The organism is Streptomyces kryoterrae, assembly GCF_054072135.1.
This window is the reverse complement of record NZ_CM133358.1, coordinates 6,120,236-6,146,318: the sequence shown is the minus strand read 5'-3', so window position 1 is coordinate 6,146,318 and position 26,083 is coordinate 6,120,236. Positions and strand designations below refer to the sequence as shown.

29 protein-coding genes are annotated in these 26,083 nt (G+C 67.7%); 9 read left to right on the top strand and 20 right to left on the bottom strand.

The window, feature by feature from the left end; all coding sequences use genetic code 11:
- Nucleotides 1-12: 12 nt before the first annotated feature.
- The 9 genes from ACW4TU_RS27185 to ACW4TU_RS27145 all read right to left on the bottom strand — a co-directional run bounded on the left by ACW4TU_RS27185 (nt 13) and on the right by ACW4TU_RS27145 (nt 7,530).
- Nucleotides 13-444, bottom strand: a complete 432-nt coding sequence (locus ACW4TU_RS27185) for a TadE/TadG family type IV pilus assembly protein (protein ID WP_457417391.1) — start codon at nt 442-444, stop codon at nt 13-15.
- Nucleotides 444-977, bottom strand: coding sequence for a TadE family protein (locus tag ACW4TU_RS27180; RefSeq protein ID WP_457417390.1), 534 nt, complete (start codon nt 975-977; stop codon nt 444-446). Before ACW4TU_RS27180 ends, ACW4TU_RS27185 begins: the two co-directional genes overlap by 1 nt.
- A gap of 49 nt (nt 978-1,026) precedes the next feature.
- Nucleotides 1,027-1,278 (bottom strand): hypothetical protein, encoded by a 252-nt coding sequence (locus ACW4TU_RS27175; protein ID WP_329283191.1) that lies wholly within the window; start codon nt 1,276-1,278, stop codon nt 1,027-1,029.
- A gap of 74 nt (nt 1,279-1,352) precedes the next feature.
- The gene (locus ACW4TU_RS27170) at nt 1,353-2,276 is read right to left on the bottom strand and encodes a type II secretion system F family protein (RefSeq protein WP_457417389.1); all 924 of its coding nucleotides are present in this window, start codon (nt 2,274-2,276) and stop codon (nt 1,353-1,355) included.
- Entirely contained in the window at nt 2,273-3,271 is a 999-nt protein-coding gene (locus ACW4TU_RS27165; protein ID WP_457430323.1) for a type II secretion system F family protein, read from the bottom strand. The genes ACW4TU_RS27170 and ACW4TU_RS27165 overlap by 4 nt, the downstream gene beginning before the upstream one ends.
- An 84-nt stretch (nt 3,272-3,355) precedes the next feature.
- Nucleotides 3,356-4,666, bottom strand: a complete 1,311-nt coding sequence (locus ACW4TU_RS27160; protein WP_457417388.1) for a TadA family conjugal transfer-associated ATPase — start codon at nt 4,664-4,666, stop codon at nt 3,356-3,358.
- Nucleotides 4,663-5,565 (bottom strand): hypothetical protein, encoded by a 903-nt coding sequence (locus tag ACW4TU_RS27155; RefSeq protein ID WP_457417387.1) that lies wholly within the window; start codon nt 5,563-5,565, stop codon nt 4,663-4,665. The genes ACW4TU_RS27160 and ACW4TU_RS27155 overlap by 4 nt, the downstream gene beginning before the upstream one ends.
- Before the next feature lie 17 nt (nt 5,566-5,582).
- Complete coding sequence (locus tag ACW4TU_RS27150) at nt 5,583-6,311, bottom strand: hypothetical protein (RefSeq protein ID WP_457417386.1); 729 nt, start codon at nt 6,309-6,311, stop codon at nt 5,583-5,585.
- A 451-nt stretch (nt 6,312-6,762) separates the two neighbouring features.
- Nucleotides 6,763-7,530, bottom strand: coding sequence for a hypothetical protein (locus tag ACW4TU_RS27145; RefSeq protein ID WP_457417385.1), 768 nt, complete (start codon nt 7,528-7,530; stop codon nt 6,763-6,765).
- Between the two features lie 128 nt (nt 7,531-7,658).
- On the opposite strand from ACW4TU_RS27145, the gene ACW4TU_RS27140 reads away from it, so the two are divergent.
- Entirely contained in the window at nt 7,659-8,351 is a 693-nt protein-coding gene (locus ACW4TU_RS27140; protein WP_457417384.1) for a hypothetical protein, read from the top strand.
- Between the two features lie 100 nt (nt 8,352-8,451).
- Nucleotides 8,452-9,687, top strand: coding sequence for an acyl-CoA dehydrogenase family protein (locus ACW4TU_RS27135; RefSeq protein WP_457417383.1), 1,236 nt, complete (start codon nt 8,452-8,454; stop codon nt 9,685-9,687).
- A 22-nt stretch (nt 9,688-9,709) separates the two neighbouring features.
- On the opposite strand, the gene ACW4TU_RS27130 is transcribed toward ACW4TU_RS27135, so the two are convergent.
- The gene (locus tag ACW4TU_RS27130; RefSeq protein ID WP_457417382.1) at nt 9,710-9,970 is read right to left on the bottom strand and encodes a type II toxin-antitoxin system RelE family toxin; all 261 of its coding nucleotides are present in this window, start codon (nt 9,968-9,970) and stop codon (nt 9,710-9,712) included.
- Nucleotides 9,967-10,242, bottom strand: coding sequence for a type II toxin-antitoxin system Phd/YefM family antitoxin (locus ACW4TU_RS27125; RefSeq protein WP_164313594.1), 276 nt, complete (start codon nt 10,240-10,242; stop codon nt 9,967-9,969). Before ACW4TU_RS27125 ends, ACW4TU_RS27130 begins: the two co-directional genes overlap by 4 nt.
- Before the next feature lie 56 nt (nt 10,243-10,298).
- Here ACW4TU_RS27125 and ACW4TU_RS27120 point away from each other — a divergent pair, with 56 nt between their 5' ends.
- The 4 genes from ACW4TU_RS27120 (at nt 10,299) to ACW4TU_RS27105 (ending at nt 12,804) form a co-directional block, all read left to right on the top strand.
- Nucleotides 10,299-10,466 (top strand): hypothetical protein, encoded by a 168-nt coding sequence (locus ACW4TU_RS27120; RefSeq protein ID WP_457417381.1) that lies wholly within the window; start codon nt 10,299-10,301, stop codon nt 10,464-10,466.
- 63 nt (nt 10,467-10,529) lie between these two features.
- Nucleotides 10,530-11,408: a hypothetical protein gene (locus ACW4TU_RS27115; protein WP_457417380.1), complete on the top strand. Its 879-nt coding sequence runs from the start codon at nt 10,530-10,532 to the stop codon at nt 11,406-11,408.
- Nucleotides 11,409-11,476: 68 nt separating this feature from the next.
- On the top strand, nt 11,477-12,091 hold the full coding sequence (locus tag ACW4TU_RS27110) for a hypothetical protein (protein WP_457417379.1): 615 nt from the start codon (nt 11,477-11,479) through the stop codon (nt 12,089-12,091).
- Nucleotides 12,092-12,189: 98 nt separating this feature from the next.
- On the top strand, nt 12,190-12,804 hold the full coding sequence (locus tag ACW4TU_RS27105) for a hypothetical protein (protein WP_457417378.1): 615 nt from the start codon (nt 12,190-12,192) through the stop codon (nt 12,802-12,804).
- Between the two features lie 24 nt (nt 12,805-12,828).
- On the opposite strand, the gene ACW4TU_RS27100 is transcribed toward ACW4TU_RS27105, so the two are convergent.
- Both ACW4TU_RS27100 and ACW4TU_RS27095 read right to left on the bottom strand, forming a co-directional pair.
- Nucleotides 12,829-13,029 (bottom strand): DUF397 domain-containing protein, encoded by a 201-nt coding sequence (locus tag ACW4TU_RS27100; protein ID WP_457417377.1) that lies wholly within the window; start codon nt 13,027-13,029, stop codon nt 12,829-12,831.
- 8 nt (nt 13,030-13,037) lie between these two features.
- The gene (locus tag ACW4TU_RS27095) at nt 13,038-13,889 is read right to left on the bottom strand and encodes a helix-turn-helix domain-containing protein (RefSeq protein WP_457417376.1); all 852 of its coding nucleotides are present in this window, start codon (nt 13,887-13,889) and stop codon (nt 13,038-13,040) included.
- Nucleotides 13,890-14,125: 236 nt separating this feature from the next.
- Here ACW4TU_RS27095 and ACW4TU_RS27090 point away from each other — a divergent pair, with 236 nt between their 5' ends.
- The gene (locus ACW4TU_RS27090; protein WP_457417375.1) at nt 14,126-14,566 is read left to right on the top strand and encodes an ATP-binding protein; all 441 of its coding nucleotides are present in this window, start codon (nt 14,126-14,128) and stop codon (nt 14,564-14,566) included.
- A gap of 19 nt (nt 14,567-14,585) precedes the next feature.
- Here the strand turns inward: ACW4TU_RS27090 and ACW4TU_RS27085 are convergent, their stop codons facing one another.
- The 6 genes from ACW4TU_RS27085 to ACW4TU_RS27060 form a co-directional block, all read right to left on the bottom strand.
- A complete protein-coding gene (locus ACW4TU_RS27085; RefSeq protein WP_457417374.1) occupies nt 14,586-15,263 on the bottom strand; it encodes a hypothetical protein in 678 nt (225 codons plus the stop codon).
- A gap of 39 nt (nt 15,264-15,302) precedes the next feature.
- The gene (locus ACW4TU_RS27080) at nt 15,303-15,896 is read right to left on the bottom strand and encodes a hypothetical protein (RefSeq protein WP_457417373.1); all 594 of its coding nucleotides are present in this window, start codon (nt 15,894-15,896) and stop codon (nt 15,303-15,305) included.
- Entirely contained in the window at nt 15,893-16,531 is a 639-nt protein-coding gene (locus ACW4TU_RS27075) for a hypothetical protein (protein WP_457417372.1), read from the bottom strand. The genes ACW4TU_RS27080 and ACW4TU_RS27075 overlap by 4 nt, the downstream gene beginning before the upstream one ends.
- Complete coding sequence (locus ACW4TU_RS27070) at nt 16,528-17,679, bottom strand: hypothetical protein (RefSeq protein WP_457417371.1); 1,152 nt, start codon at nt 17,677-17,679, stop codon at nt 16,528-16,530. Before ACW4TU_RS27070 ends, ACW4TU_RS27075 begins: the two co-directional genes overlap by 4 nt.
- 217 nt (nt 17,680-17,896) lie before the next feature.
- Nucleotides 17,897-19,396: a putative T7SS-secreted protein gene (locus ACW4TU_RS27065; protein ID WP_457417370.1), complete on the bottom strand. Its 1,500-nt coding sequence runs from the start codon at nt 19,394-19,396 to the stop codon at nt 17,897-17,899.
- Nucleotides 19,397-19,422: 26 nt separating this feature from the next.
- On the bottom strand, nt 19,423-19,746 hold the full coding sequence (locus ACW4TU_RS27060; RefSeq protein WP_457417369.1) for a hypothetical protein: 324 nt from the start codon (nt 19,744-19,746) through the stop codon (nt 19,423-19,425).
- Between the two features lie 210 nt (nt 19,747-19,956).
- Between ACW4TU_RS27060 and ACW4TU_RS27055 the strand changes: the two genes are divergently transcribed.
- Nucleotides 19,957-20,652, top strand: coding sequence for a hypothetical protein (locus tag ACW4TU_RS27055; RefSeq protein WP_457417368.1), 696 nt, complete (start codon nt 19,957-19,959; stop codon nt 20,650-20,652).
- A 114-nt stretch (nt 20,653-20,766) separates the two neighbouring features.
- Here the strand turns inward: ACW4TU_RS27055 and ACW4TU_RS27050 are convergent, their stop codons facing one another.
- Nucleotides 20,767-21,066 (bottom strand): WXG100 family type VII secretion target, encoded by a 300-nt coding sequence (locus ACW4TU_RS27050; protein WP_006380729.1) that lies wholly within the window; start codon nt 21,064-21,066, stop codon nt 20,767-20,769.
- A 304-nt stretch (nt 21,067-21,370) separates the two neighbouring features.
- Between ACW4TU_RS27050 and ACW4TU_RS27045 the strand changes: the two genes are divergently transcribed.
- Nucleotides 21,371-26,011 carry an FtsK/SpoIIIE domain-containing protein gene (locus ACW4TU_RS27045; RefSeq protein WP_457417367.1) on the top strand — a complete coding sequence of 1,547 codons (4,641 nt, stop codon included), beginning with the start codon at nt 21,371-21,373 and terminating at the stop codon, nt 26,009-26,011.
- Nucleotides 26,012-26,083 lie beyond the last annotated feature (72 nt).

The window sequence follows — 26,083 nt, the reverse complement described above, 5'->3', positions numbered from 1 at the left end:
TCGGTCTCAGCGTCACACTGTCCTCCGGAACGGGTCCAGCGGTGAACTGAAGGTCGCTGTCAGCGTCGTCGGGATGTCCAGGCCGAGCATCGCCAGGCCCCGCACCTCGCAGCTCACCTCGACCGAGAAGATGGTGTCGGGCTCGAAACCGGCGCTGGTCTGGGTCACCGTGACCGGGCCCGAGCAGACGTCCGTCAGGTCGGCCTCGGCCGCCTTCCTGGCCTCCGCCATCGCCGTCACGTGATCCTTCTGGATCGACCCGGCCCGGGCCGCGTCCCGCGCCGCCCCGTCAAGTGCCCCGCGCCCGTCGACCAGTTGCCCGAAGGCCACCAGCACCAGGATGAACATGATCATCACGGGGGCGAGGATCACCACCTCGATGGTGGACAGGCCACGGTCGCCGTCATCCCGCGCAACGGAAGGCACCCAGGAAGGCGGGTTCATCAGTTCTCCCCCTCCCGCACGAACCGCTCCACCGGCCCCACCGACTGCGCGTGCACGGTCAGATCGAACCCGGGGAACACCGTGGGCACCCGTGCCGTGATCTCCACGCCCACCGTGTTCTGCTCCGGCTGGAGCATCGTCACGTTCGGCGACAGGACCAGGGTCGGGCCCAACTGCTGGATGTAGCTGTCCACCACGTCCTGCGCCTCGCCCCGCCACGCACCTGGCTGGTCGTGCGCCATCGCGCGGGCCTTGCGGGCGCCGGCCTGGGCAGCCGCCTGGGCCACGTGGTCCGCGAAGAAGTACAGCGCGAACTGCACCGTCGCGAAGATCATGAAGAAGAGTACGGGCGTCAGCAGCACGAACTCGATCGCGGTCATACCGGACTCGGACGTGCGGGATCCGGACGGGCGGGAGCCGGGCGTCCCGGAACCCAGCGTCCCGGAGCCGGACGTCCCGGAGTCGCCGCGGGCGGACGCCGGCTTCCGTGCGGCCTCCACCCTGCGGCGTACCCATCTGTCTGCGCCACCCACGAGCAACCCCGTCAACTCGACCCCGTACACCCCGTTTTCGTATGTGCGATCAACAGGTGCCGCTCGCCTTGGCGCCCTTGATGCAGTCGCCGACCTTGTTGGCGCCGTCGCTCAGCGCGGTGTTGATGATCGCGGCGACCACGCCGACGATCGCCACGACGACCGCGGAGATGATGACCCACTCGACCGCGGACGCGCCGCGGTCCAGTTCGCCGGAGCGGGCGCGTTGCACCCGGCCCTGCAGGAAGGTGACCAGGAAGTCCATTGCCGGGATCCCGGTGCTGAAGTTCCGTCCGTTCAGTCCGTTCATGGTGAGTTGTCCTCTCGCGAATCTCAGGAGTTGAAGAAAGTAGTTGTTGACGTGGAACGCCGGACTCAGACCTGGAACACGCGCATCGCCGCCGGATAGATCAGGAACACCAGGAACCCGGCGCACAGCAGCAGTTGCGCCACGAGCATCGACTGCGACTTCTCGCCCGCGCTGCCCTCGATCTCCGCCAGTTCGCGGTGCCGCATGGTCTCCGCGCGGGAGGCGAGCGACTCGCGCACCTTCGCACCGTCGTCCGCGACCAGGGCGAGGGAGGCGGAGAGGTCCTTCAGTTCCTCGACCCCCAGCTCCTCACCCAGTGCACCGAGCGCCTGCCACTGGCTGGTGCCGGTGATACGGGCGTCCGCGAGGGCGTTGCGGATGCGCTGGGTTGCCCAGCCGTCCGACACCTCCGCCGCCGCCATCAGCGCCTCGGGCAGACCCCGGCCGCCGGCCAGGCTCATCGACACCAGGTCGAGATACGCCCCGATCACGCGCCGCAGGTCGCGCCGCTTGTCGGCGGCGTCCCGCCGTACCTCCAGGTCGGGCAGGAAGAAGAAGACGAGCGCGAAGAGCAGCGCCATCCAGACCGGGATGGCCGGACTCCTGCCGAGGCCCAGCGTCAGGACGATGACGAAGAGGAACGGGCCGAAGAACAGACCGGCCGCACCCAGCAGCACCTTCGTCGCGAGGAAGTTCTCCCAACTCCGGTCCAGGACAGCCAGGTCGGCCCGCAGCGAGCGTTGCTCCCAGCCCTGCTGGAAGTAGAAGTCCGAGACACGGACGCCCACTTGGGCCCTGAACGAGCCGATCCGGCCGGCGTCCTGGGTGCGATGGGCCGACTCGTACGCCGTTCCCCGCGCCCGCATCGCGTCGACGCGCGCGACCTGCGAGACCGCGCTCCGCTTCGACGGCATCAACGCCCGTACGAGGACGTAGATGCCGAGGCCCAGGACGGCGCCGACCAGTACGGGCATGGTCAGATCGTTCATCGGCGTACCCCCTCTTCAGCACCAGGACCAGAACCAGGGCCAGGGCCCGCCCCGTAGGGCGGCTGTCCTTGCGCGCCGTGCGCGCCTTGAGCCGACGTGCCGGGTGGCCGCACGAACCGCACGGACATGTCGTCCCGTACCAGGAAGCGTTCGGGTGTCTCGATGGTCGACAGCTTGCGCAGCCACCAGAAGCCGAGCGCGAACAGGCCGCAGACGCACGCGAGTACGAGCTGTCCGATCGGCGTGCCGTACGGCTCGACGAACTCGCGGTTGAAGATGGCGAGTCCGAGGACGAAGCCGACCGACACCACGACAACGATCTGTACAGACCGACGAGTTGACGACCGCTGCGCCATCACGCGCTGCCGCATGTCGACCTCCTCGCGCGCCGACTTCGCGAGCGCGCCCAGGACTTGGCGCAGACCCGGGCCGCGCAGCCGCGAGTTGAGGATGAGCGCGGCGACGATGATGTCGGCGGACGCGTCGTTGATCTCGTCCGCGAGCTGCTGGAGCGCGTCGGGGAGCGGGGTGCGGGAGCGGAGCCGGTCGACCATCGCGTCCAGGTGCGGACGCAGTACCGGTGCCGCCGCGCGCGCCGACGCCGGGATCGCCTGCTCCAGACCGACCGCGCCCGCGATGGTGTCGCGCAGCGACTCCGTCCAGGAGGCGAGGGCCTCCACGCGCCGCATGCCGGCCCGTTCCTCCGCCGCGCCGCCGAAGAGACGGTCCCAGAAGAAGACCAGAACACCGGCCGCGATACCGGCCACCGCCCACCGGGTGAGCACCAGCACGGCGAGTCCGACGAGGGCGGCGAGGGAACCGCGCTGCCCCGCGAACCGGATGAGTTCGTTGGCCCGCTCGCTGGCCTTCTGCTTCTCGTGCTCCGGCTTGACCGGCAGCCCGCGGATCGCGACCGCGAGCAGCGCGAGCCCGCCGCCGACGGCCACACCGGCGCCGAGCGAGTACAGGACCTCGATGGAGAACAGTCCGCCCATGGAACCGAGCGAGCCGACGGCCGCCGAGTAGGTGTCCCCGTACGCCGATGAATTGCCGCTATTTGTCGTCATGATCATGGTCACTCACCCCCAGTTCCCGCCGGGCAACCGGTACCCGTGCGCGACCAGATCGTCGAGGCAGGAGAGGGGCGCGTGCGGCACGACGCGGCCGTCCGGGGTCTCGGCGAAGACCTCGCTGGACAGCACGCGCCCGTCCACGCCGTTGACCTCGCGGACCGACGTCACCATGCGCTGGAGCCGCCCGCCCGTCTGGTAGTTGTTGCGCCGCTGGATGAAGACGACGAAGTTCACCGCGCCCGCGACCAGCATCTGGCTGGCCTCGATGGGCAGCCGCTCCTTCGCCTGGAGCGCGTACGTGGAAATACGGTTGAAGACCTCGTGCGAGCTGTTCGCGTGGATCGTGGAGAGCGAGCCGTCGTTGCCCTGCGACATCGCGTTGAGCATCGTCACGATCTCGTCGCCGAGCACCTCACCGACGATGACGCGCGAGGGGTTCATACGCAGTGACCGTCGTACCAGCTCGGCCATCGAAATCATGCCCTGGCCCTCGGAGTTGGGCAGCCGCTCCTCGAACGCCACGACGTTGGGGTGGAGTTCGGGAAACTGGTCGAGTCCCAGCTCCAGCGCACGTTCGACGGTGATGAGCCGCTCGTGCGGCGGGATCTCGTTGGCGAGGGCCCGAAGCAGCGTCGTCTTACCGGCGTTGGTGGCGCCCGCGATCATGATGTTCTTCCGGGCGCGCACCGCACAGGCCATGAAGTGTGCGACCTCCGGAGCCACGGTCCCGTTCCCGACCAGGTCGGAGATGAAGACCTTGCCCATGCGCGCACGACGGATGGAGAGCGCGGGACGCCGGGTCACATCCATCACGGCGGACAGACGCGACCCGTCCGGCAGCCGCAGGTCGAGCTGCGGATTGGCGGAGTCGAAGGGCCGGGAGGAGAGCCCGGAGTAGGCGCCGAGCACCTGGATCAGCTCGATGAGCTCCTCGTCGGACTCGGCCACCGGGTCGCCGGCGATCTCGCGCCCGTCCGAGTACCCGACGAAGACCTGGTCGTACCCGTTGATGTCGATGTTCTCGACATCGGGGTTGTCGAGCAGCGGCTGTAGCCGCCCGACGCCGAACAGCGCGGCGTGCACAGCAGCCGCGTACTGCTCCTCGGTTTCGGCATCCAGCGGCGTACGCCCGGCGTTGATCTCCGTACGGGCGTGGTCCTCGAGGATCTGGGCGATGACGGCCCGCGCGTACTGCCGCTCGTCCTCACCGGACATCGGCGTGACGTTGGAGGCCTGGTCGAGCCGACGCTGCTCGGAGATCCGGTCACCGGCTTCCTGCCGGAACCGCTTGACCAACGAGTGGTCGACAGCGGTCATCGGCCGGCTCCGGCATGGCCGGGATGACCACCGGCGTGACCGGGCTGCTGACCGGGCATCGGCGCCTGGTAACTCTGGCCCTGCACCTGGCTGGGTACGGTCCATGCGGCGCCGTACTGCTGATACAGGTCCGAAGTCACCTTGCGGGCCGACCGGATGAGCATCGACTTGTCGAGCCGCCCGCGCTTGCGCCCGGCCAACTGCTCGGCCCCGGCCGGGTCTTCGGCGAGCGTGCCGACGACCCGTGCACCCGTCTGCGCGTGTACGAGCATGTCGTTGACCTGGTTGACCAGCTTGCCCGAGTTGTTCGGATCGGCGATGAGGACGACCCCGATGAGGGGCGTGGCGAGACTGGCGGCGCCGCGCGGACCACCGTGCAGCTTGGCGGAGAGAGCGGCGGCACGGTCGCGCACGCGGGCGATGGCCTCGGGCTCGGTACGCGAGATGAGCAGCACCAGGGCGGCATGCGGGAACAGCTCGACGACAGGCGTGTCCCCACTGATGCGTCCGCAGTCGGCGATGACGTCGGCGGGCGCGTTCGGGGAGTCACCGAGCTGCGCGAAGGCGCTGCCGAGGGTGGGCCAGAGCCCGGCGAGCCCGGCGGCCTGCTCGGCGATACCGAGCCCGACGAGCACTTCGAGCCCGCCGCTCAACGGCTGTACGTGATCCCAGAGTTGGTCGGGAACAAGGCCGCGCCGGGCGGTCGCCGCAATCGACAGCATGCCGGTGTTGGGGTTGAGCATCCCGCCGTGCGCGGCGGCACTGCGGTAGACGAGGTCACCGCCGGCCGGGTCGGTCTCGGCGAGCAGCGCCCGCCGAGGCCAGACCGCCGCGAGCGCGACGGCCGCGGTGGTCACGCCGGGGGAACCCTTGTCGGCGGCGAGAACGATGAGCGCCATGGTTCTTGGAGCCGCCTTCAGCTACTGGGGATGAGCACGAGAGCAACCTGGCCGGCGGCGGCTGCCTGAGCGAGATCGGCGGCCTTGGTGGCGTCGACGGTGAGGGTGACGGGCAGGTTGGTGCTGCTTATGACGTCACCACCGCTTGCCTGCGGCTTTACGTAACTGACCTTCGCCTTGTCCACGATCAGACTGGTACTGGCGCCGGACGAGGAGGAGTCGCTGGAACCGGTACTGGAGCCGGTACCTGTGGTGCTACCGACACGGTAGGCAGCAACGAAGTCCCCCTGCTTGAGGCTGTTCGGGTACTGCCCCTCCTTGAGGGAGAGCCCGACGGTGGCCTGCCCGGCGCCGAGGCCGGTCTCACCGGTGAACATCTGCCCAACGGGGACGACTCCCGCAGGGATCGCGCTGACGGCCTTCAGCTTCATCAGACCGTTCAACTGCTCCCACGGGATGTAGTCGATGCTGTCGTCGGCAGCGACCAGGACGGACGCGGTGTTCGCCTTGGTGACGGACCCCCCGGCCGGAATATCGTCGATCACCTTGACGACCTCGATCCGGTCCCCCGCCCGCAGCACGAGCATCGTCGCGCCCAGCGCCCCGACCAGAATCAGCAGCACCGCAAGAGCGGCAAGAGCCGGTTTGCGCTCGCGGGGCGGCGTCGGGAGCCGCTCACCGGACATCGGCTGAGCGGGCACCGAGGAACGGCCGCCGCCCGCACCCGTACGCTCTTGGATCTTCACGCAACAGCTCCCCGTACACCCAAGAAAAATTCTGCCAATTTACGTGCCACATTGGACACTTCACCCGCGACATACGCGATCCATGCGATACGCCCTTGCTGGACGAACCGCCCGATCCGGCCAATCAGCCAGCGCTGGGGTGAGTGTCAAGCCATGGCACCGTATCAGCCGCACATAAGCCTCTCAAGGCGCGTTCTGGATCGTGAACAGCCCGGGGCACAACGTTATTCACGTGCAACTTCGGCCGTACGGTTCCCCGTTGGACGAAGCGATGCGGATACGACATCTGCTGTGCACGCGCGAATCCGTTGCCGACCCGACACCCGCAGGCCAGACAACCCGCGCCACCGCCCCACCCCTCACCACGGGTCTGCCATGAGGCCTGCACGATTCGCTCACGCGATGAGGGACGGACGGGGACGGATCGATTACGTCGTACGAGGGACGTCCGTCACTGACGTGCTCCCTCCCACAGCGCTCCCTCGAAGAGCTCCAGGACCTCGTCCAGGCTCATCTCACGCCGCCCCTGCACTGCCGGCCGCACACTCGACCGTTCTCCCGACACGAACCAGCTGCCGTCCCACTCCACTCGCCAGACCTTGCCCAAGCGGTTCTCGAACTCCACGAATCCGCCCGAGGAGTCGGCCAGCTCGGGAATCTCCTGACGGACGATCCGCGGGTACGTCAATGCGCGCCCGGGGTTGTTGCTTCCGCCACCGGTACGGGGATTGTCGAAGCTCATCCTCACGAACGGCACCGACTCGCGCCCGGTTTCGGCGGGATGGAGCATTTTCGTGTACCTGGCCTCCGCTTCGGCGAGGGTCTCGCCCCCGGAGAACTCGCAGGCATACGCGGGAAAGACGATGTACGTCACCGCCGTGAGGTCGGGGTTCTGCGCCTTGTGGCATCCGTGGACCTCAGGGACGGCTGCCGCGACGGCATCGAACTCGAATCCGGGCACCCGCAGGCCCTCCACGAAGCAGAGGAAACGCCCCACCTCCGTCAGTTCCCGCTCGTGGGCGCGGGCGAAAGACAGCACTTCACGGGCGAGGCCGTCATCGTGCTTGCCGCGCTGGTTGGTCTGGAGGAGCCGCTTTCCGTCGGCGGTGAGAGCTCCCGCGAAGTGCATTACCGGGTTGAGACTCCACCGCCATGCCCCGTCCAGGCCATCGAGGGGGGCGACATTGCGGAAACCGGCGATGGCGGCCTGTAGATCCATGGTTCCTTCCAGGTGTGCTTCGAGACTCCGGGATCAAGGGCGAACCGAAGTGAAGCAGTCGGGTACCGGTCCATGTACGGTTCCCTCGCTCGCCCCTCCTCCGAGCCGGAAACCGGAGCACACCGCGCATGGACTGGTACCCCGACCGCGACGAGGATCTCCTGCTGCGCACCGCGGCCACGTTCGCGACGGGCATGGCGTCCCCGGTCTCGGGGCTGCGCTGGTTCCGGGACCCGGAACGGAACGACATCCAGGGCGAGTTGCCAGGCTGGCCCCCGGCCCCGGTTCACGTCCCGCGCCCGAAAGGTGACCGCGCGGCCAGGGGCGTCGGCCGCGCCTTCCTGGTCGGGATCCCCTTGATCGGCAACATCGTCGCGAACCTCGGCGGCGCCTCCGGCTCACCCTTCGGCGACGTTCCCGTACGCGGCGGGGCGAAGAACCCGGAGGAACCGCAGAACGAGGTCCACGACTTCCCTGTCATGTGGGCCGCCGCGGACACACTCGCCCGTACCGTCCCCTGGCAACTGGACCGGACCCGCCGCCCGAAGGGTTACGTCACCGACCTCGCCCTCACCGACCGCCGACTGCTCTTCCTGAGCACCCGGCACGGCACGGGCTCGCTGGAAAAGGCGGACGTACTGGCCGAGTTCGCACGGAAGACCATTGCCCGAGCCCGCCGTATGCCGTACTGCGAGACCGGCGCGGACGTACGCCTGACCTTCACCGACGAGTCCTGGGTACGCCTTTCCATCGGCCACCAGAACAACGCCGAACGCTTCTGCGCCCTCCTGCCCCTCCCCTCCGAGAACAACAACTCCTGACGCTGCAGGGCCGGTTGACAGTCGATCCACCCCGCGCGACCGTGAGACCTTCGCCGTGCCCGGAGTACCCGAAGTGCCAGGAGCACCCGGAGGTTCGCCCATGGCTCAGCCCGCAACCTCGCACCCTGCCGACGCAGCCAAAACTGCCGCCGGCCTCGTAGACCGCGTACGGGCCTTACAACCACTCATCCGCGAGCACGCGCCGCGCACCGAGCAGGAGCGGCGGGTGACGCCCGAGGTGGTCGCGGCCCTGACGGACGCAGGCCTCTACCGCATGAACGTCCCTCGCCGGTACGGCGGTTACCAATCCCCCCTGCACACCCAGGTCGACGCCCTGTCCCAGATCGCCGCCGCCTGCGGCTCGACCGGCTTCATGGCCCTGATCCAGGCCGGCTGCGCCTACATCGCGGCGCTCTTCCCGGACGAGGCCCAGGACGAGATCTTCGCCTCCCCCGACGTACGGGCCGGCGGCACCCTCATCCCCGACGCGACGGCCGTCGCGCGACCCGACGGCAGCTACGTCGTCAACGGCACCTCGGCCTTCGCCACCGGCTGCCGGAACGCCGACTGGCACCTGCTGACGGTCCGCGTCGAGCCCGATTCCGACACATCCGACAACCCGCCCGGACCTCCCGGACCTCCCGAACTCCTCTGGGCCGCCGTCCCGTTGACCGACCTGGAGATCCTCGACGACTGGTACGTGTCGGGGCTGGCCGGCAGCGGCAGCAACAGCGTGGTCGCCCGGGACGTCGTGGTCCCCGCCCACCGCGTCCTACCGGTGGGCCCCCTGCTCGACGGCACGATCGCGTCGAAGACCAACGCCGCCGACCCCTTCTACGGCATGCCGGTCCTGCTCCTCTTCTGCGCCTGGACGTCCCCGAACGCCCTCGGCCTGGCCCGCTCGGCGCTGACGGAGTTCAGGGAGCGCATCCATCACCGGGGCATCACGTACACCTTCCACGAACGCCAGAACGAGGCGACGGTCACCCACCTCCAGGCGGCCGAGGCAGCGATGAAGATCACCTGCGCCGAGCTGCTGACCAGCGACTTCGTCACGACGATCGAGTCAAGGGCGGCGACCGGCACCCCGTACACCCCGGAGGAGCGAGCCAGGATCAGGGCCCAGAGCGGCTACACGACCCGCCTCTGCAAGGAGGCCATAGACCTGCTCGCCTCCGCCTCCGGCGCATCCTCCCTGCACCGCGAGGTCCCGATCCAGCGAACGGTCCGAGACATCCACGCCCTGAGCCTCCACTCGTTCGTCAACCCGACGACCAACCTGGAGCTGTACGGACGGGTGCTGTCGGGGCTGGAGGCGGGGACGCCGTTCCTTTAGCGAATACCAAGTCCTACCAGCCTTACCGAGGACGGTCGCTCCGACCGACGCTGAGGACATCGATGGTCACCGTCTTGTCCCGCACTTCGTACATGACCCGGTAGAAACCGAGCAGCAGCCGGTGGATGTCGCTGGTGCCGAGGCGGGAGGAGTTGGTGGGGTGTGGGTTGTCCGCCAGGTCATACACCGCAGCCGTGATGAGCATCGCCGCGTCCTGATGCCTCTCATTGAGAGCGGAAAGTTGGTCGATGGCAGCATCCGACCAGACGATCTCGTAGGTCACCGCTTGCGCGTCCCGTCAGCGTTCAGGCCGAAGCGCGCGGCCACATCCGCGTGGGACACCCAGCGTGTGGCGCCGGCCTTGCTCTCCTCCGCGGCAGCAAGATCACGCTGGTCTTCGAGCTGCTGGAAGTAGTCGAGCAGCTCTATCGGGATCACCGCCGCCACGGGCGTGCCGTGATCCGTGATCTCCACAGTCCTACCGCCGTGCCGTACTTCATTGACGACCTTGCCCAGGTTGTTCCGTGCGTCCGTGAGCGTGTAAGAGGCGTCCATGGAGCAAATCCTACACTTTGTAGATTACCTGGAAGGCAAACAGAGCCATGAGTGTCATGAGCGATCTCATCGAGCGAGGCGGTATCCCCGAGGGGTACAAGGCCGAGGTCTTCGACGGGCGGGTGATCATGACGCCGCGGAGCCCGGAGCAGGACTGGACCGCTTCTGACGTCAAGGACGCGGTCAAAGCCGCGGGCATCGCACGCAACCACGCACCTCGGTGACGCCATTCACCCCGGCGACCGCTTCGAATCGGCGGTCGCCTCCTGATGAGGACGGACAACCCTGTGGACTGGCACCCCGAATCCGGTGAGACGGAACTGGCGCGCTACCCGGTCTCGTTCGCGACCGGCACCGCCGCGTCCGTGGAGGGCAGACGCTCCTTCCGCGACCGCCGGCGCAACGACATCGAGGCCGAGCTGCCGGGCTGGCCGGCCGGGCCCGCCTTCTCGGTCCGCGGGCTCCCTGGGAAGGCCGGAGTGCACGTGGGCACCGGCGTCTCAGGCGTCTTCGCCGTGGTCGGGGGCATCCTCTCCGACCTGTTGGGCGGCAGCACGGTCGATCCCGAGCCGGGACGCGGGAAGCTGGAGGAACGGGAGAACGAGGTCGACGACTTCCCGGTCATGTGGGCGGACGCCGACGACACCGCCCGTACGCTGCCCTGGCAGCTCGACCCCTCCCGGCGTCCTTCGGGGTACGTCACGGAGATCGTGTTGACCACGCGACGCCTCATCGTCACGGGCTCGGGCACTGCGTTGTGGGAGACACCTCGAGAGAACGTCGCCGAAGCGACACCCCGCCGATTCAGCATCGGCCAGTCGGACTTCCGGCTCCTCTTCAAGGACGGGTCCTGGGTACGGCTGACCACACGCGTCTCCGACCACACGACGGAGTTGCTCGGCCTGCTCACCGGAAGCCATCGCAGACTGTCCGAATCCGAGCTCTCGGCGGAGCAGCAGGCGCGGATCTCCCGCTTCACGGCGACCCTGCCCGCAGGGGCAGCACCGCCCGTCCTCACTCAGCTGCCCAGCGGACTCGTCAGGGTCCAATCAACGGTGACGGGCAACAAACCGGGGGTGGTCTCCGAGTCACGGGGGTTCGTGATGGACGAGGCCGGTCGGGACGCGTCGCCGCACTCCGGAGACATAGGACAGGGCAAGGCCTGAACGTGAGCACCAGCAACGCAGGTTCATCCGGCACACCGACAGTCATCGGCGATCCGGCTGTCCCACCCATGTCGTTCGTAGCACCGGACGGCTTCCACGCCCTGCCCGTCGACGCGGACCCGGACGACAGGGCAGCTGCCGCCAACGAGTTCGCACGCGAGCTGTTCCCCGAAGGCGACGCCAACCTCTGGGAGTCCGCGGCGCCCTTCTATACCGGCCTCACCGAAGTCTTCGCGGACGTGGGCATCGCGTACTCAGCCATGTGTGTGTTCAGCGACGACAACGGCGGTGTCGTGCACTGCTCGTTCACCGTGGGGGCCGTCGAGTCCTCGCACACCAGGCCCGAGGACGCCGCCGATGTGATCGCGCAGGGCTTCGCCCGCGATCCGCTCACCGACAGCCGCCGCATGACCCTGCCCTGCGGCCCGGCCGTATCGAACATCACGCTCCGCGAAGTCGTCATCGGCCCGGAGCTCACCTCCACAGGCGAGGAGGGCAGACTCCTCACCGGCCAGATCCAGGTCTTCGTCCCCTTCCCGGAAGCCCCCTTCGTGGCGGTCTTCACGCTGGACACCGCAGCCATGGACCACTGGGGAGAGCTCTGCGACATGACTGCGGCCATCCTCCAGACGGTGTCGTTCGTAGACCCTGTTGAGGAGTCGTCCCGAACCGCATTGCACTGAGTCAGTAGGGAGAACGGTGAAATCCGGCGCAATGAACTGGCCGAGGTTCTCGTGGAGTGGTTCGACGCCGTGATGGCGAACTTCCGCTGGAGGCAGGGATGAGCGAGTTCTGGCCGATCATCGACATCGAATACGTCGACGAGTGCAAGTGGGTCGTCGTTCCGCCCCGCGCGGGCCCCTCCGCCCCGTTCGAGGAGTGGGACGACATCCAGGCATGGGGTCGTGACTACGCGAAGGACCTTTGGGAGGACCGTGGATTCGATCCGGGTCCGAACGGCGTGGACTTCGTCGCTGCCACCCTCAGTCGCTGCGCCGAAGCCTTCTGCCCAACCGGCTCACAGCACTGGCTCTTCCTCCACCTCGATCACCCCACCGACCTTCCGATCCCCGTCTGCGTTGCCATCGGGCCGGCGCAGCGACCCCGCGAGGAGACTCTTCGGGCCCTAACCCTGGCGGACGACCCGGACGCCGTCGAGCCGCCGGTCGTCAAGACCTTCAAGGCAGAACGGCTGGGGGAAGGCCTGACAACCTTCCGATACGTCCCCCAGGACGACTCACCGCACCTGCTCGCCTGCGTGCGTTACGCCTGGCAGGTCGAGGAGCATGGAGCCGACGTGGTGATGTGGACCGCTATCGATGACCTTCCGCGTCTCATCAGCGCCTCCGAGGACCTGGAGAACCTCGCGCACTCGCTGGCGATCTGGATTCCCTGAGCTGAGGGGGCGCGGAAGCGGAGGTCAACCAGTCTTGCCTCCGCTGGCCCTGAGTACCTCGATGAACGCCGTGAAGGCTCCGCGCCGGAAGGTAAGTGTGGTGTCGGCCGGGGCTTTTGAGTCGCGTATGGCCACCTGGGTGAGCAAGGGGGCTATCTCCACGCAGTTGTTACCATCAGCGCCGCCGGAGTAGGACGACTTCTGCCAGTTGTCGGGGGTGGTCACTCCACGCCTCACAGTTCCTTCGCCAGCCTGTGGATGAAGTCACGCGAACGGGTGGGTTCGAGTGACACCGCTTCCACCTTACGGAAGAGCGTTCGAAAGGCGCCGAGTTGGGCTTCGGAGTCGATGAATGCCGTGCCGTGGGCTGTGTCGCGGAGTGCCGTATCCAATTTCGGCACGACGCCACCCGCGTAGGTCATGGTGCTCCAGGCTCCGCCGAAGTCGTCGAGGTCAAAGGGCACGACGCGCACGGTGACCTGGTCCGCTTCCGAAAGTTCCAGGATGCTGGTGAGTTGGGCTCGCGAGGCGGAGCGGTCGCTGACCCTGATGCGTAGAGCAGCCTCATGGATCACCGCTTCGTACGGGATGGGAGTGGCACCCGTGATGATCGCCTTGCGCTCCATGCGGTGGCTGACGCGCAACGCCAGGTCGTTGTCGGGGAGTTCGGGGACGCGGTACGAGAAGACGCCGCGAGCGTAGTCCTCCGTCTGGAAGAGGCCTGGGACGTGCAGGAACTCGATGTCGAAACGGTACGTGGCGTGGTGTTCCAGCTCAGCGATGTCCAGGAAGGAAACCGGCAGCAGGCCGTGGTACTTCTCCCACCAACCGCGTGTCCGGTCGGTCGCCATCGCCACCAGCGCCTCCGTCAACTCCTTGTCCGTGCAGACATAGTTGGCGGCAAGGCGGCGAACAGTGTCCTCGCTCATGCCCACGACCCCGGACTCGATCTGGCTCAAGCGCGCCGAGTCCGTCCCCAGGGCTGCGGCGGCCTCTCGCCCCTTGAGCCCTGCGGCCTCACGCAGTTTCTGCAGCTCAGCGCCGAGACGCATCTGACGCGCGGTGGGTTGCCGCCTCCTTGCCATGGAGTCTCTCCTCGTTTCAACGGCCCTGGACGGTGACCTCGTTCGAGGGCAGATTACGACAACGAGTTGCGTGAGACCAATTTTGGTCTCTACTGTCAGTGACGCGACGCACACACCGCGGAACCCGGGACCTCCGGAAGCGCACCGCTCCGTCCTGCCACGACGGCTGCGGCATGCCACCACCCGACAACCGCCACCTTCTCCCCAACTCCCCTCCCCACCAACGGAGTTCACGCATGCCCGAAAACGAAGGAAAAGCCCCCACCAAGCCCGAACCCTGGGAGTACGTCCTCCACATCCCCCACGACCTCCGCGCCGTCACCGTCTGCCGCCGCACCGTCCGACTCATCCTCACGATGCACGGCCTGATCCGCCTCACCGACACCGCCGAACTCCTCGCCACCGAGCTGGTCAGCAACGCCGTACGCCACACCAAGGGCCCCGTCGCCCTACGCCTGCGTATGCGGGCCGGCATCCTGCGCGTCGGAGCATGGGACGCCGACCCCGAACCACCCCAACCACCGCCCTCAGCTGAAGCGTTGACCCAGCTCACGCACACGGAGGAGGGGCGAGGCCTGGCCCTGGTCAGCTCCTGCGCCGACCTCTGGGGCTGGCAGCCGCTGACCAGGCATGGCAGGCGAGGCAAATACGTATGGGGTGACCTCGTCGCCGCCTAGCTCGTTGATCGCGGACGCGTCAGCCCCGCTCCCCGATGGCCTCGTACTCCCGGTCCCATCGGCTCTGCCGAACGCCGCCCCACGTACCCATCGCCACGGCCGCCACCATGAGATACGCGAGCAGCTCTCCGTACGGAGTCGGGTCCACGACGTCAACGGGTCGGGCTATGCCTTCGGGGTCGTACCGGACGCGCAGGGTGTCCCCTTCCGACACCCACTCCCTGCAGCCGTCCTCCTCCGAGAGCGAAGGCCAGATCTCACGGCCGCCGGATGTCCGCACCAGGCACTTGGCGGTCTTGCCCACTTCCTTGTGCACGACCACTGCCTCGGTCCACCGGCCGCGATCCGCGAGACCGACCTGGTCGCCCGCCTGTTTGCCGAGTACGCCCAGTGCCACCCCCGCGACCACGGGCACGATGAACTGCCACGCGACCTTTCGCTGCTTGAGCGGAACCCGGCGCAGCCACAGCAGGGGTACCAGTACGGTCGCGAACGGCAGCACGATCCAGGCCAGCAGCAGGGCCGCGCCGCCGAAAGGGTTCCGCAGAGGTGCCGCGGGGACAAGCCAGCCCAGTCCTGCGGAGCCGCCGGCGCACGCGAGGGCGCAGAGCGACCAGCGGATCATCGCGGTCCGCCGCCAGGAACCCTCATCCGCAGGGCCTGGCTGTATCTCGGTCCGGGACATGTTCGCCGCCATGTTCTCCTCTGCAGTTGGAGCAGACTTGTCGACGGTTGTTCAGAACGCCACGGTCAGCGTCTTCACGATGTCGGCCGCGGCCTGCTCCATCTCGTCGGCGATTCCCGGCACGGTCCAGGACATGAGGAAGACCAGCGCGCTCTCGGCACCGGTCGGCAGCACCCCGTACATGAGCGTCTCCAGCAGAACGCCTGGGCCGCCGGACGAGGCGGCGGCCGTGGCGAAGTTCTGGCGGATGCGTACGGCGGGCCCGATGGGGACTTCGGTACGCGTGATCAGTGGCGGGCCGAAGTCGTGGGCGCTGAAGGTCTCGGCGAGCCAGTCCAGAGTGATCCGGGGTACGGCCGCGTCGGGATGGATGAGGTCGATTTCCAGGGTGGCCAACGCGTTGTCGAAGCCGTCGGGGTAGAGAGCGAAGGCGTAGAAGGGGTCGCGTCGTCGGCTGTCGTCGGCCTGCCTTCGGAGATCCTTCTCCAGCACCTTCGCGTCGATGTCGTAGCCCGCCGCCCGGCTCCGTTCCCGAAGGTCGGCAGCCGTGCTCCTGGCCCAGCGCTTGACGTTGTCGGTCGGCTCGATCGCGAGCTCCACCCAGTCCGTCGGGCAGACGATCCCGCATTCCCGAAGGTCAGTCATGCCGCGTCCGTCCAACTGAGAGATCCGGCGACCGCGTCGAAGAGGTCGACCATGGCATCGGCGATCTGGACCAGTGGAGTGGAAAAGGTGAGGAGCAGGATCGCCTCGGCCCTCGGTACCTGCACCTGGTAGTCCAGCGTTACGGAGGGCAGCGCCAACTCCGCTTCCTTCTCCGTCGGTACGGGCGGGTGGTCGCGAGCCGGATCGTATTCGTCGCGGACCCGCAGGGCCGGCCCTGCGGCAAGTTCGACGACCGACACCTCTCGGCTGGCCTTCCCCTCGGCAGCCAGTCGGCCGGCGATGTCGTCCAGGGCTGGGAGACGCCCTCCCTGGGGAGGAAAACCCAGGGCGACCAGCAGCGATGCCGGGACGGTGAGCGGGCCCGCCTGCTGGAGGCTCAGATAGAGCTCGATGCCCCCTTCCTCGAAGGCTTTCGCCGCCTGCGCCAGCATTTCCTGTCTGGCCTGCGCCTTGATCTGGGGCGCGTTGTCGATGCCCTTGAACTGTCTCTCCACGAGGGCGTCCACGGACTGCTCGCGTCGCTCCGGGGTGATGTTCACCCGGAACCAGCCTTCTGGCAACAGTAGTTGATAGTCCGCGGGCGGCATGGGATCACTCTGGGGCGTCAAGGTCATGACGTCTCCGAGACCTGGGACGAGACATGGGGACGGTCCTGGGTGAAGCGGCTAGCAAGCTGGTGCGCGATGGCCGGGCCCCACACGGCGATCACCGTCAGGGCGGAAAGGGCTCCCGCAGCCTGGGCAGGCGCTCTGTCGGAGAAAAGGCCGGCCATGAAGAGCGAGCTGAAGATCGGGATCAAGATGACCTCGCCTCCACCGATCACCGATTCGTTCCAACTGGTCGCCCTGCGCGCGGCCTTGCCTTCCATCGGCGACATCTTCCTAGCGTCGCCCGCGAGTTCATGTGCTTTAGCCCAGAGGTCCGGACCGTCCGCGCCCCGCATCTTTGAGGCAGGCTTGAACTTCTCTTCGGTCACGGGGAGTTCGAGAGCCGCCACAAGCTCCGACCAGCGTCGTTCACCGTCCGGACCCGCGAACCACCACCGCCACGGCAACAGCACGCGGGCCTGACCGTCGCCATCCCGCAGTTCGACACCCAAGCGGGCACCAGTTTTCGGGTTCGTCAGCCGCACCAGCCTCGCGATGCCATGGGCCCCACGCCGCGCGTACCACCGCTCCTCTCCCACGGTGTTAGTCAGGACGACATCGCTGGGCAGCACCCGCACAGCCGCCGTTTCGAGGAACCGGCGAGTGGCATCGGCGTCCGCTTCCGGAGAGGGCTTGATGACAACGGCATCGACGAGCCGCGTATCACCGCGCTTTCGCCACCAGGCGAGAGCACGCACGACGACATCGCTGCCGGGCACCAGGAAGAGTGAGCCCGCCGCGACGATGAATCCCCAACTGCCCGTGCCCAGCGAGATGGAGAGGACCAGAGCGATGAACCAGCCGGCCATTCCAATACCTCGGGCCCAGCCGTGCCAGACCGGCAGATCGGATTCGCCCGCCGAGTCGCAGTCACCGCCTCCCGGGCTTTCCATCACTTCTCGATCCCAGGGCTTCGAGCTCTCCGACAGGGGAATACCGAGACGATCGGACAGTTGTTGAAGTCCGGTACGGCTCAGGCAGTTTCGGGGACTCAGATCGGCCGTCCCCGTGGCAGTCGCCTCGGGAAGCCACTGGGCGAGCGGAACCCGGAGCACGTAGCGTCCTTCGACATCCTGGAAGACAACGACACCCCACCGTGCCGTGGGACGTTTCATGGTGGTTTCCCAGACGTCGGCTGGCGGGAAGAAGGTGGCTTGCCGGACTCCACCGTTCCCTACGAGATACCGGCGCTCACGTCCACGCCGATTCCGTACGACCAGACTGTTTCCGTCGGCGAAGATACGCGCGTTGCGTACGACGTCGAGGCCGGGGCCCCGCATGCTCTTCGGCCGCACCGCCGGCTCTCGGGGGGCCGTAGCGTTCTTCGACTTCTCAGCCATCACTTGTGGTCCACGCATCCTTGATCCCAGTCGCCGACCAAAGACCGTCATCCAGTCCGTCGACGCCGATACGGTCACCGATCCATCCAGTAATTGCACCCTTGTCCATGGCATCCGTAAACGAGGCTATACCAGTCGAACCCTTCCAAATACGCGTCTGCGCCTTAAAGACGTCGGATAGATTCGAAACCGCTTCACCGGACCGCACGGCCTCGCCGATACCGTCAACCCCTCTACTCAGGGAGTTAAGTCCTGCATCGCCGAACCTGGGACGCATGCCATTCCTCCAGGCATCGGACCAGGTATTCCCCTTGAAGAGATCTCCAGCATCCTTGAACGCCTTGAGATCCTTGAAGCTGTCGATCATTTCTTTACCGATGGCCTTGGGGCTGAACGCTTCGGCCAGACGCCCCGCGCCCGGGAACCATCCCTTGGGGGCATTGGCGATCGCTTCCGCACCCGCTTTGCCGCGCAATGCGCCACCGCTGAGCCGGTTCGCTTCTTTCCATGCTGCTGCAACCGCCTTGTTATACGCGGCAGTCCCCTTCTTCGCGGTCACTCGCGCCATGGCGTTGCGGAAAGCGGCCGAGCGAGCGACACCCTTCGCCCCGGCTGCGGCTCCTCGCGCCCCGGCGATGGCGCCCCGGCCGATACCGAAGGTGGCCAGACCCACGACATCCAGCGCGACGTCGAACCAGCTCCCCTCCCCCGCGAGGGCCAGCACAATGTGGCCGACGAGGGAGATAACCGTGGCGATCAGCGCGATCGTGCCGAGAACTGCAGCAAGCGCCTGCCCGACAATAGGAATCCACCCGACCAACAGGGACAGAGTCCCGCAGATAGTCGCAACCCAGCCGAGAATGTCCACCAACTGCTTTATCCAGCCGGCATTGTCGTGCACCCAGTCCTTGAACTTGTCCCAGGTGCCGTCCTTCAGGCCATCGTTGTCGATCGCGGTCCGGATGGCCGCACGCGCACGCTTGACCGCGGCGTCGCGGACGTCCTTGGCCGCTTCGAGGTCCCTCTTCGCCCGCTCCATCGCCGAAGTCGCCGCCTCCTGGCGCTTCTCCAGCTTCTTGCGGTCTGGATCGTCGTCCGCCGTGTCCTTGGGCAGCCCGTCGATCGCGCCGGTACTCGTCTTCTGGTCCGCGTCCGCATCCTGGGCGTCGCGAAGCGCCTTGTCAGCCATGGTCTGGGCGCGGTGCAGCTCCGAGGCGTACTCCTTCGAGGAGCCGCCTTCGAATACCTTTTCACCGAGGGCGCCCGCCGCGGCGTCGTAGCGCTTGAAAGCCTTTCGCAGCTTCCCTTCGGCCCCTTCGGCCTGCGTGCGGAACTCTTCGGCCGTCTTGCTCTTCCAGGCCTCGACGGACGAGAGCGCCTTGATCTCGTCGGCCTGCTTTTTGATGGATTCCGCGGTCTTACGGAAATCGCGACCGAGCCCCGCAACCTGCTCCGGATCGCCGGGGATCGGGTCCGACGATTCCCCGATCACCGCCCACTCGTCAGCCCGAGGGCGCGTCACTTCGCACCCCCTTTACCGCTCGTACCCTGTTTGTCCGTACCACGGAGGGCCTCGGCGAGCTGGTGATCGATGTCCTCATAGGCCTGGGCCGCAGCGGAGAGAATCTTCGAGAGCTTCTCGATCTCGTCCGTGAGCCGCTCTCGATGGATCTTCCAGTTGTCGCCGAAGTCATCGAAGGTGTCGACCAGACTCCGGTCGCCGAGCACCTCGACACCGAGGCCGTCGGCCGGATTCGCGTTCCGGGTAAACTCCCGGTGGATCTTGGAGAGTGATCGTGCGCTCTCTTTGATGCGCGTGACATCGGCAGTCTGGTCCGACATGGTCCCCCCTGTTGAAAAGCCTCATTGAGAAGCCTCGCGGAGCGCGACCGGAGTCGGCTTCCCGCGTCCTCCATGGTTGCGCTGTGCGCGTCTCTCAGCCATCCACATGAGCAAGGATCTTACGGGTGGGGCTGTTGGTTCCCAGGCCCACGCGGCAACAGGATCGTGGCGGCGCGCGATCCCGCCCGCATCGGCAAGGAGAGTCCCGACGTGACATCCCGAGGCAAGCAGCGCCTGATAACGGACCGCCTCGGCATCCACGCCGAAGCCGCCGAGTGGTGCTGGATCGGCAAGATCCCGCAGCCCCCGGCGGACGTGCTCCAAGCCGCCGGCAACCCGCGGCTCCGTCCTGCCAGGGTGCCCCCGCTGGGCATGGTCGGCGCGGTGCTCGGGGCGCCGTTCATGCCGCTCGTCATGCTGTTGAGCCTTATGTCCGATGCCGAGGAAGCCGTCGAGCGCTCCCTGGGTTCGAAGGAAGAAAAGGAGCGCTGGCAAGCCAAGAAGGAAGATGGCAAGCGCCGGGACGCCACCATCGCCGAACAAGGCCTCGACAAGGTCTTCGACGGGAACTGGGGCGCCAACGCCGGGCAGTTCCTGTTGCGTTGGTACGGCCACTCCACCCACCACCAGCGACCGCTGCTCGCCACCGAGGACGGGATCGTCCTGGCGGCTCCGCCGAAGCGGGTCAGCGTGGGGCGGGAGAAGCACATGCGGATCGTCGCCCGCATCCCCGCCACCGAGGCGACCCTCGTCGACCCGTTCTCCGGGGAGTTCGAGACGAGGGTGCTGCTGATCCGGTTCCGTGACGGATCCTGGCTGCGAGTCGAGACGGAAGAGCTCCGCAGCGAGCTCCACATGTACGCGCTCCGGCATCCCCTCCCTGGCGGATCCCTCCCCGACAGCTGACGGGGCCGGGACCGGGACCGGGACGAAGACCTGGCGCCGCCCGGTGCGTTCACGGCATGCGCTGTCGCACCGGGCGGGCGGCTCGCAGAGCCTGACCTGCCGACTGCCTCTCGGCTACTTCTTCGCCGACTTGGCCAGTTCCTCGTCGATCTGCTCGAACTTGTCCGCGGCCATGGTCAGGTAGTCACCCATGCCGTCCAGACCGTCCAGCGTGTCCTTCGCGCCGCGGGTGAACTCCTCGAAGTTCTCGTCGAAGGCCTTCGACGAGCTCTTCGTGACGTAGCCGGACTCGACCAGGTTCGCGATGTACTTGCGCAGGCCGTCCAGCTTCTCCTGGAGCTTCTCCTTCTCCTTCACGACATGCTTGGCAGCATCCCGCATGTCCTGGTATGTGACATCAAGGTCCTTGGCCATGAAGCTGCTCCCTCGTCAAAGTGCCGCAGGGCCAACCCCCGTGGCTTCCCTGTTCCGACTCGCTGTTCCAACTCGCTGTTCCAACTCGCTGAGGCAGCAGCTTACGGGTGTGGCGCGAGTGGAGACATCTCGGTTCTGGAACAAGACTGTTCAACACCGTTCCGTCACCAATTCACCATAGGGAAGAGTCCGTCGTACAGGCGATCCCACCCGTTGCCCTTCTGTCAGAGGGAGCGGATATCGTCGCTCTGTACGGTGGCCGGCGTTGTGGAAGCGGCCACGGGGGCCGTTGGGGAGGACAACCGTGCGCCTGACTCTGACCGTGGTCGATCCGTTCGGCGGGAGCAGCGCCGACGTCGTGCTCGACGCGGATCCCGAGTCCACCGTCGGGGACATCGCCCAGGAACTGGCGAAACAGGTCGGTCACAGCGGTGCCCAGATCATCCCGCTCGGGCATCACGGGCAGGTGCCCCCCAACAACTCCCCCCTTGTCTATGTGGACGGTTACGCCGTCGACCCGAGCGCGAACGTCAGCGGATCGCCCTTGCGCGAAGGGGCCGTTGTCAGCCTTCAGGATCCGGCCGGATGTCTGCCCGGGGAGCCGACCGGGCTCGTCGAGCTGCGGGTCGTGGGCGGGCCCGTCGCCGGGTTCGTGCACCGGCTCGGGGTCGGGCGGTACGACATCGGCAGCGGGCCCGCCTCGTACATCCGGATCGACGATCCCGAAGTCGACGCCCGCGCCCTCACGTTGTCAGTTGCAACCGATGGCACCTGCCAGTTCGCCGTACACGGGAAGAAGGGCGACGAGAAGGGCGACGAGAAAGACAGGGACAAGGACGGGGACACGGACGGAGACACCGGAAGCGTCACTCTCGACGGCAAGGACATCGCCGACGTCGAGGGAAACGAGTGGCCCCTCGGCGGCCAGATCGCCATCGGCAACTCCCTTGTAGAGCTCGCCCGTTACACCCTGCCCAACGCCGCCCTCAAGTGGTCCGAGGACGGTGTCGGCCTCGACTACAACCGGCCGCCCCGGCTGCGCGCCCCCGACCGGCAGACCAAGTTCCGGCTGCCGTCGCCGCCCCGGGACTTCGAGGCCCGGCCGCTGCCCTGGCTGATGGCACTGACGCCCCTGGTGGGCGCGATCGTGGCCGTGGCGATCTTCGGGCGCTGGTACTACCTGATCATGGCCGGCCTCAGTCCGATCATGCTGTTCGCCAACTACTCCATGGACAAGAAGCACGGGCGCAAGTCCCATGCCAAGCAGGTCAAGGAGTACAAGGAGCAGAAGGCGCGCATCGAGAAGGACGCGCAGGACGCCCTGCTCGCCGAGCGGCAGGACCGGCGGCACGCCATTCCCGACCCCGCCACCGTCCTCTCCCTCGGCACCGGGCCTCGTACGCGGCTGTGGGAGCGGCGGCGTACCGACCGTGATCATCTGCTGCTGCGGGTCGGCACCGGGCAGTTGCCGTCCGAGGTCGTGCTCGACGACCCGGAGCAGGACGAGCACCGGCGTCAGGTGACCTGGAAGATCGAGGACGCGCCCGTCGCGCTGTCGCTGCGGTCGCTCGGTGTCATCGGTATGGCCGGTCCCGGGGATTCGGCTCGGGCGCTCGGGCGGTGGGCCGTCGCCCAGACCGCCGCGCTGCAGAGCCCCATGGACGTCCAGTTCTACGTGCTCAGCGAGAGCACCGCGCAGGAGAGCTGGGACTGGGTCCGCTGGCTGCCGCACACCAGGCCGTCCGGCGGGCAGGACGTCAACGTCCTCATCGGCACCGACGCGGAGACCGTCGGCGCGCGGATCGGCGAGCTGACGCAGATCCTCGACGCGCGCAAGAAGGCGGCCGAGCAGAACAAGGGGCAGCGGGCGTCGTTCAGCGACCCGGACATTGTCGTCGTGTGGGACGGGTCTCGGCGGCTGCGGTCGCTGCCGGGCGTCGTCAAGCTGCTGCGCGAGGGTCCGGCCGTGGCGATGTACGCCCTCTGCCTCGACGCCGAGGAGCGGTTCCTGCCGGGTGAGTGCCAGGCCTTCGTCGTCGCCGAACCCAAGGCCGAGGAGCACGCCGACCCGGCCTACGCAGCCAACCAGGGTCAGCCTCAACCGCAGGTCGCGGGCGGGTTCCCGTCCTTCCCCTCCTTCCACGCCTGGCATGCCGCCGACAGCGAACCCGACCGGCGCGCCCAGGCCGACAAGCTGCGGCTGCGCGTCGAGGAGGAGAGCGCGGAGCGCGTGCGTGACGTACGGCCCGACTTCGTGTCCGCCGCCTGGTGTCTGCGCCTGGCCCGGTCCCTCTCCCCCCTCCGTGACATCAGCGGCGAGACCGAGGACTCGGCGCTGCCCGGCTCGAGCCGGCTGCTCGACGTGCTTCAGCTGGAGCCCCCGACGCCCGCCGCGATCACCGCGCGCTGGCGCATGGGCGGGCAGTCGACGATGGCCGTCATCGGTGAGTCCTACGACGGCGCGTTCGGCATCGACATCCGCAAGGACGGGCCGCACGGGCTCATCGCCGGTACGACAGGTTCGGGTAAGTCGGAGCTGCTGCAGACCATCGTGGCCGCGCTCGCCGTCGCCAACACCCCCGAGAACATGACGTTCGTGCTCGTCGACTACAAGGGTGGCGCCGCCTTCAAGGACTGTGTGCATCTCCCGCACACCGTGGGCATGGTGACCGACCTCGACGCCCACCTCGTCGAGCGCGCCCTGGAGTCGCTCGGCGCGGAGCTGCATCGCCGGGAACACATCCTGGCCGCCGCCGACGCCAAGGACATCGAGGACTACCAGGACCTCGTGCGCAGGGATCCCTCGCATCCTCCCGTCCCCCGACTCCTCATCGTCATCGACGAGTTCGCCTCGATGGTGCGCGACCTGCCCGACTTCGTCACCGGGCTCGTCAACATCGCCCAGCGAGGCCGTTCCCTCGGTATCCATCTGCTGCTGGCCACGCAGCGGCCGTCGGGTGTCGTGTCCCCGGAGATCCGCGCCAACACCAACCTCCGTATCGCGCTGCGCGTGACGGACGGCGGTGAGTCGTCCGACGTCATCGACTCGCCGGAGGCCGGGCACATCTCCAAGAACACCCCGGGTCGCGCGTATGTACGGCTCGGCCACGCCTCCCTCGTCCCCTTCCAGTCCGGACGTGTCGGTGGACGTCGGCCCGGGGCGGCGGACCCCGCGGTCCTCATGCCCTGGTCGGGGCCGCTGGCCTGGGAGGACCTGGGCCGGGCCGCGCTGAAGAAGCCCAGGGTCGAGGCGCGGGAGGACGAGGAGATCACCGACCTCAAGGTGCTCGTCGACGCCGTGCGCGACGCCAACCGGTCGCTCGGTATCCCGCCCCAGCACAGCCCCTGGCTGCCCGCCCTCTCCGAGACGCTGCTGCTCGACGAGATCGAGGTCCCGGCCTTCGCCGACCACGGCACGGGCAAGCTGGCGCCCGTCCCGTACGGCGTCGAGGACCTGCCGGCCGCCCAGGCGCGTCGCCCGGTCGTCGTCGACTTCGCCACCTTCGGGCATCTGATGATCGGCGGCGCCCCGCGCAGCGGCCGTTCACAGATCCTGCGTACGATCGCCGCCTCGCTGGCCCGCACCCACTCCACCGCCGACGTCCACCTGTACGGCATCGACTGCGGCAACGGCGCGCTCAACGCGCTGAGCCGGCTGCCGCACTGCGGGGCTGTCGTCAGCCGTAACCAGACCGAGCGGGTCATTCGGCTGGTCAACCGGCTGAAGGGTGAGATGTCGCGCCGCCAGGACCTGTTGGCGGAGAAGGGGTTCGCGGACATCGGTGAGCAGCGGGCCGCGTCCGAGGCGGACGAGCGGCTGCCCCACATCGTCGTACTGCTGGACCGCTGGGAGGGCTGGGTGCCCACCCTCGGCGAGATCGACCACGGCTCGCTGACCGACGAGTTGACCACGATGATGCGTGAGGGCGCGAGCGTCGGCATCCACCTCGTCCTGACCGGTGACCGCACCCTGCTGGTCGGCCGGATCGCGGCGCTCACCGAGGAGAAGTACGGGCTGCGGCTCGCCGACCGCGGCGACTTCTCGATGCTCGGTATCCCGCACCGCAAGGTTCCGGAGGAGATCCCGCCGGGGCGTGGCTACAAGAACGAGTCCGGTATCGAGACCCAGTTCGCGCTGCTGTCACAGGACACGACCGGTCAGGGTCAGGCTGCCGCGATCACCGCGATCGGGGAGGCCGCTGCGGCCCGGGACGCCCAAGTGCCGCGCTCTCGGCGGCCGTTCAGGGTCGACAGCCTGCCGTCGCGGATCTCGTTCGCGGACGCGTGGGGCATGCGCGACCCGGAGACCTCCGGCTCGCGGCTGTGGGGGCTCGTGGGCATCGGCGGTGACGACATCACGGGGTTCGGCCCCGATCTCGCCACCGGGGTGCCGACGTTCGTCATCGCCGGGCCGGCCAAGTCGGGCCGTTCGACGGTGCTGATGAACTTCGCGCAGTCGTATCTGTCGCAGGGTGTACGTCTGGTCATCGCGGCGCCGCGTCAGTCGCCGCTGCGGCAACTGGACGGTGCGGACGGGGTGTTGAAGGTGTACACCGGGGACGACATCGACGAGGACGACTTCGAGGAGATCATCGACCAGGCGTCGGTCGAGGAGCCGATCGTGGTCCTCGTCGACGACGGGGAGATCCTGGAGGACTGCGACGCCGCGAGCCAGATGAAGAAGATCGTCTCGCGGGGTGCGGAGCGGGGGCTCGGGCTGGTCATCGCCGGCGACGAGGAGGATGTCTGCAGTGGGTTCAGTGGGTGGCAGGTCGATGCGAAGAAGGGGCGGCGGGGGATTCTGCTGTCTCCGCAGGAGTCCTCGAGTGGGGATCTGATCGGGGTGCGCATCAACCGGAGCATGGTGGGTGGGCAGGTGGTGCCGGGCAAGGGGATGTTGCACTTGGGGGATGGGGAGTTGCGTACGGTCGTCATCCCGGGGTGAGTTGGGGTGGTACGGCGGGTTGTTTCGCCCCCGCCGCCCCTACCCGTCCCATCCCGTTCCTGGGGGCTGCGC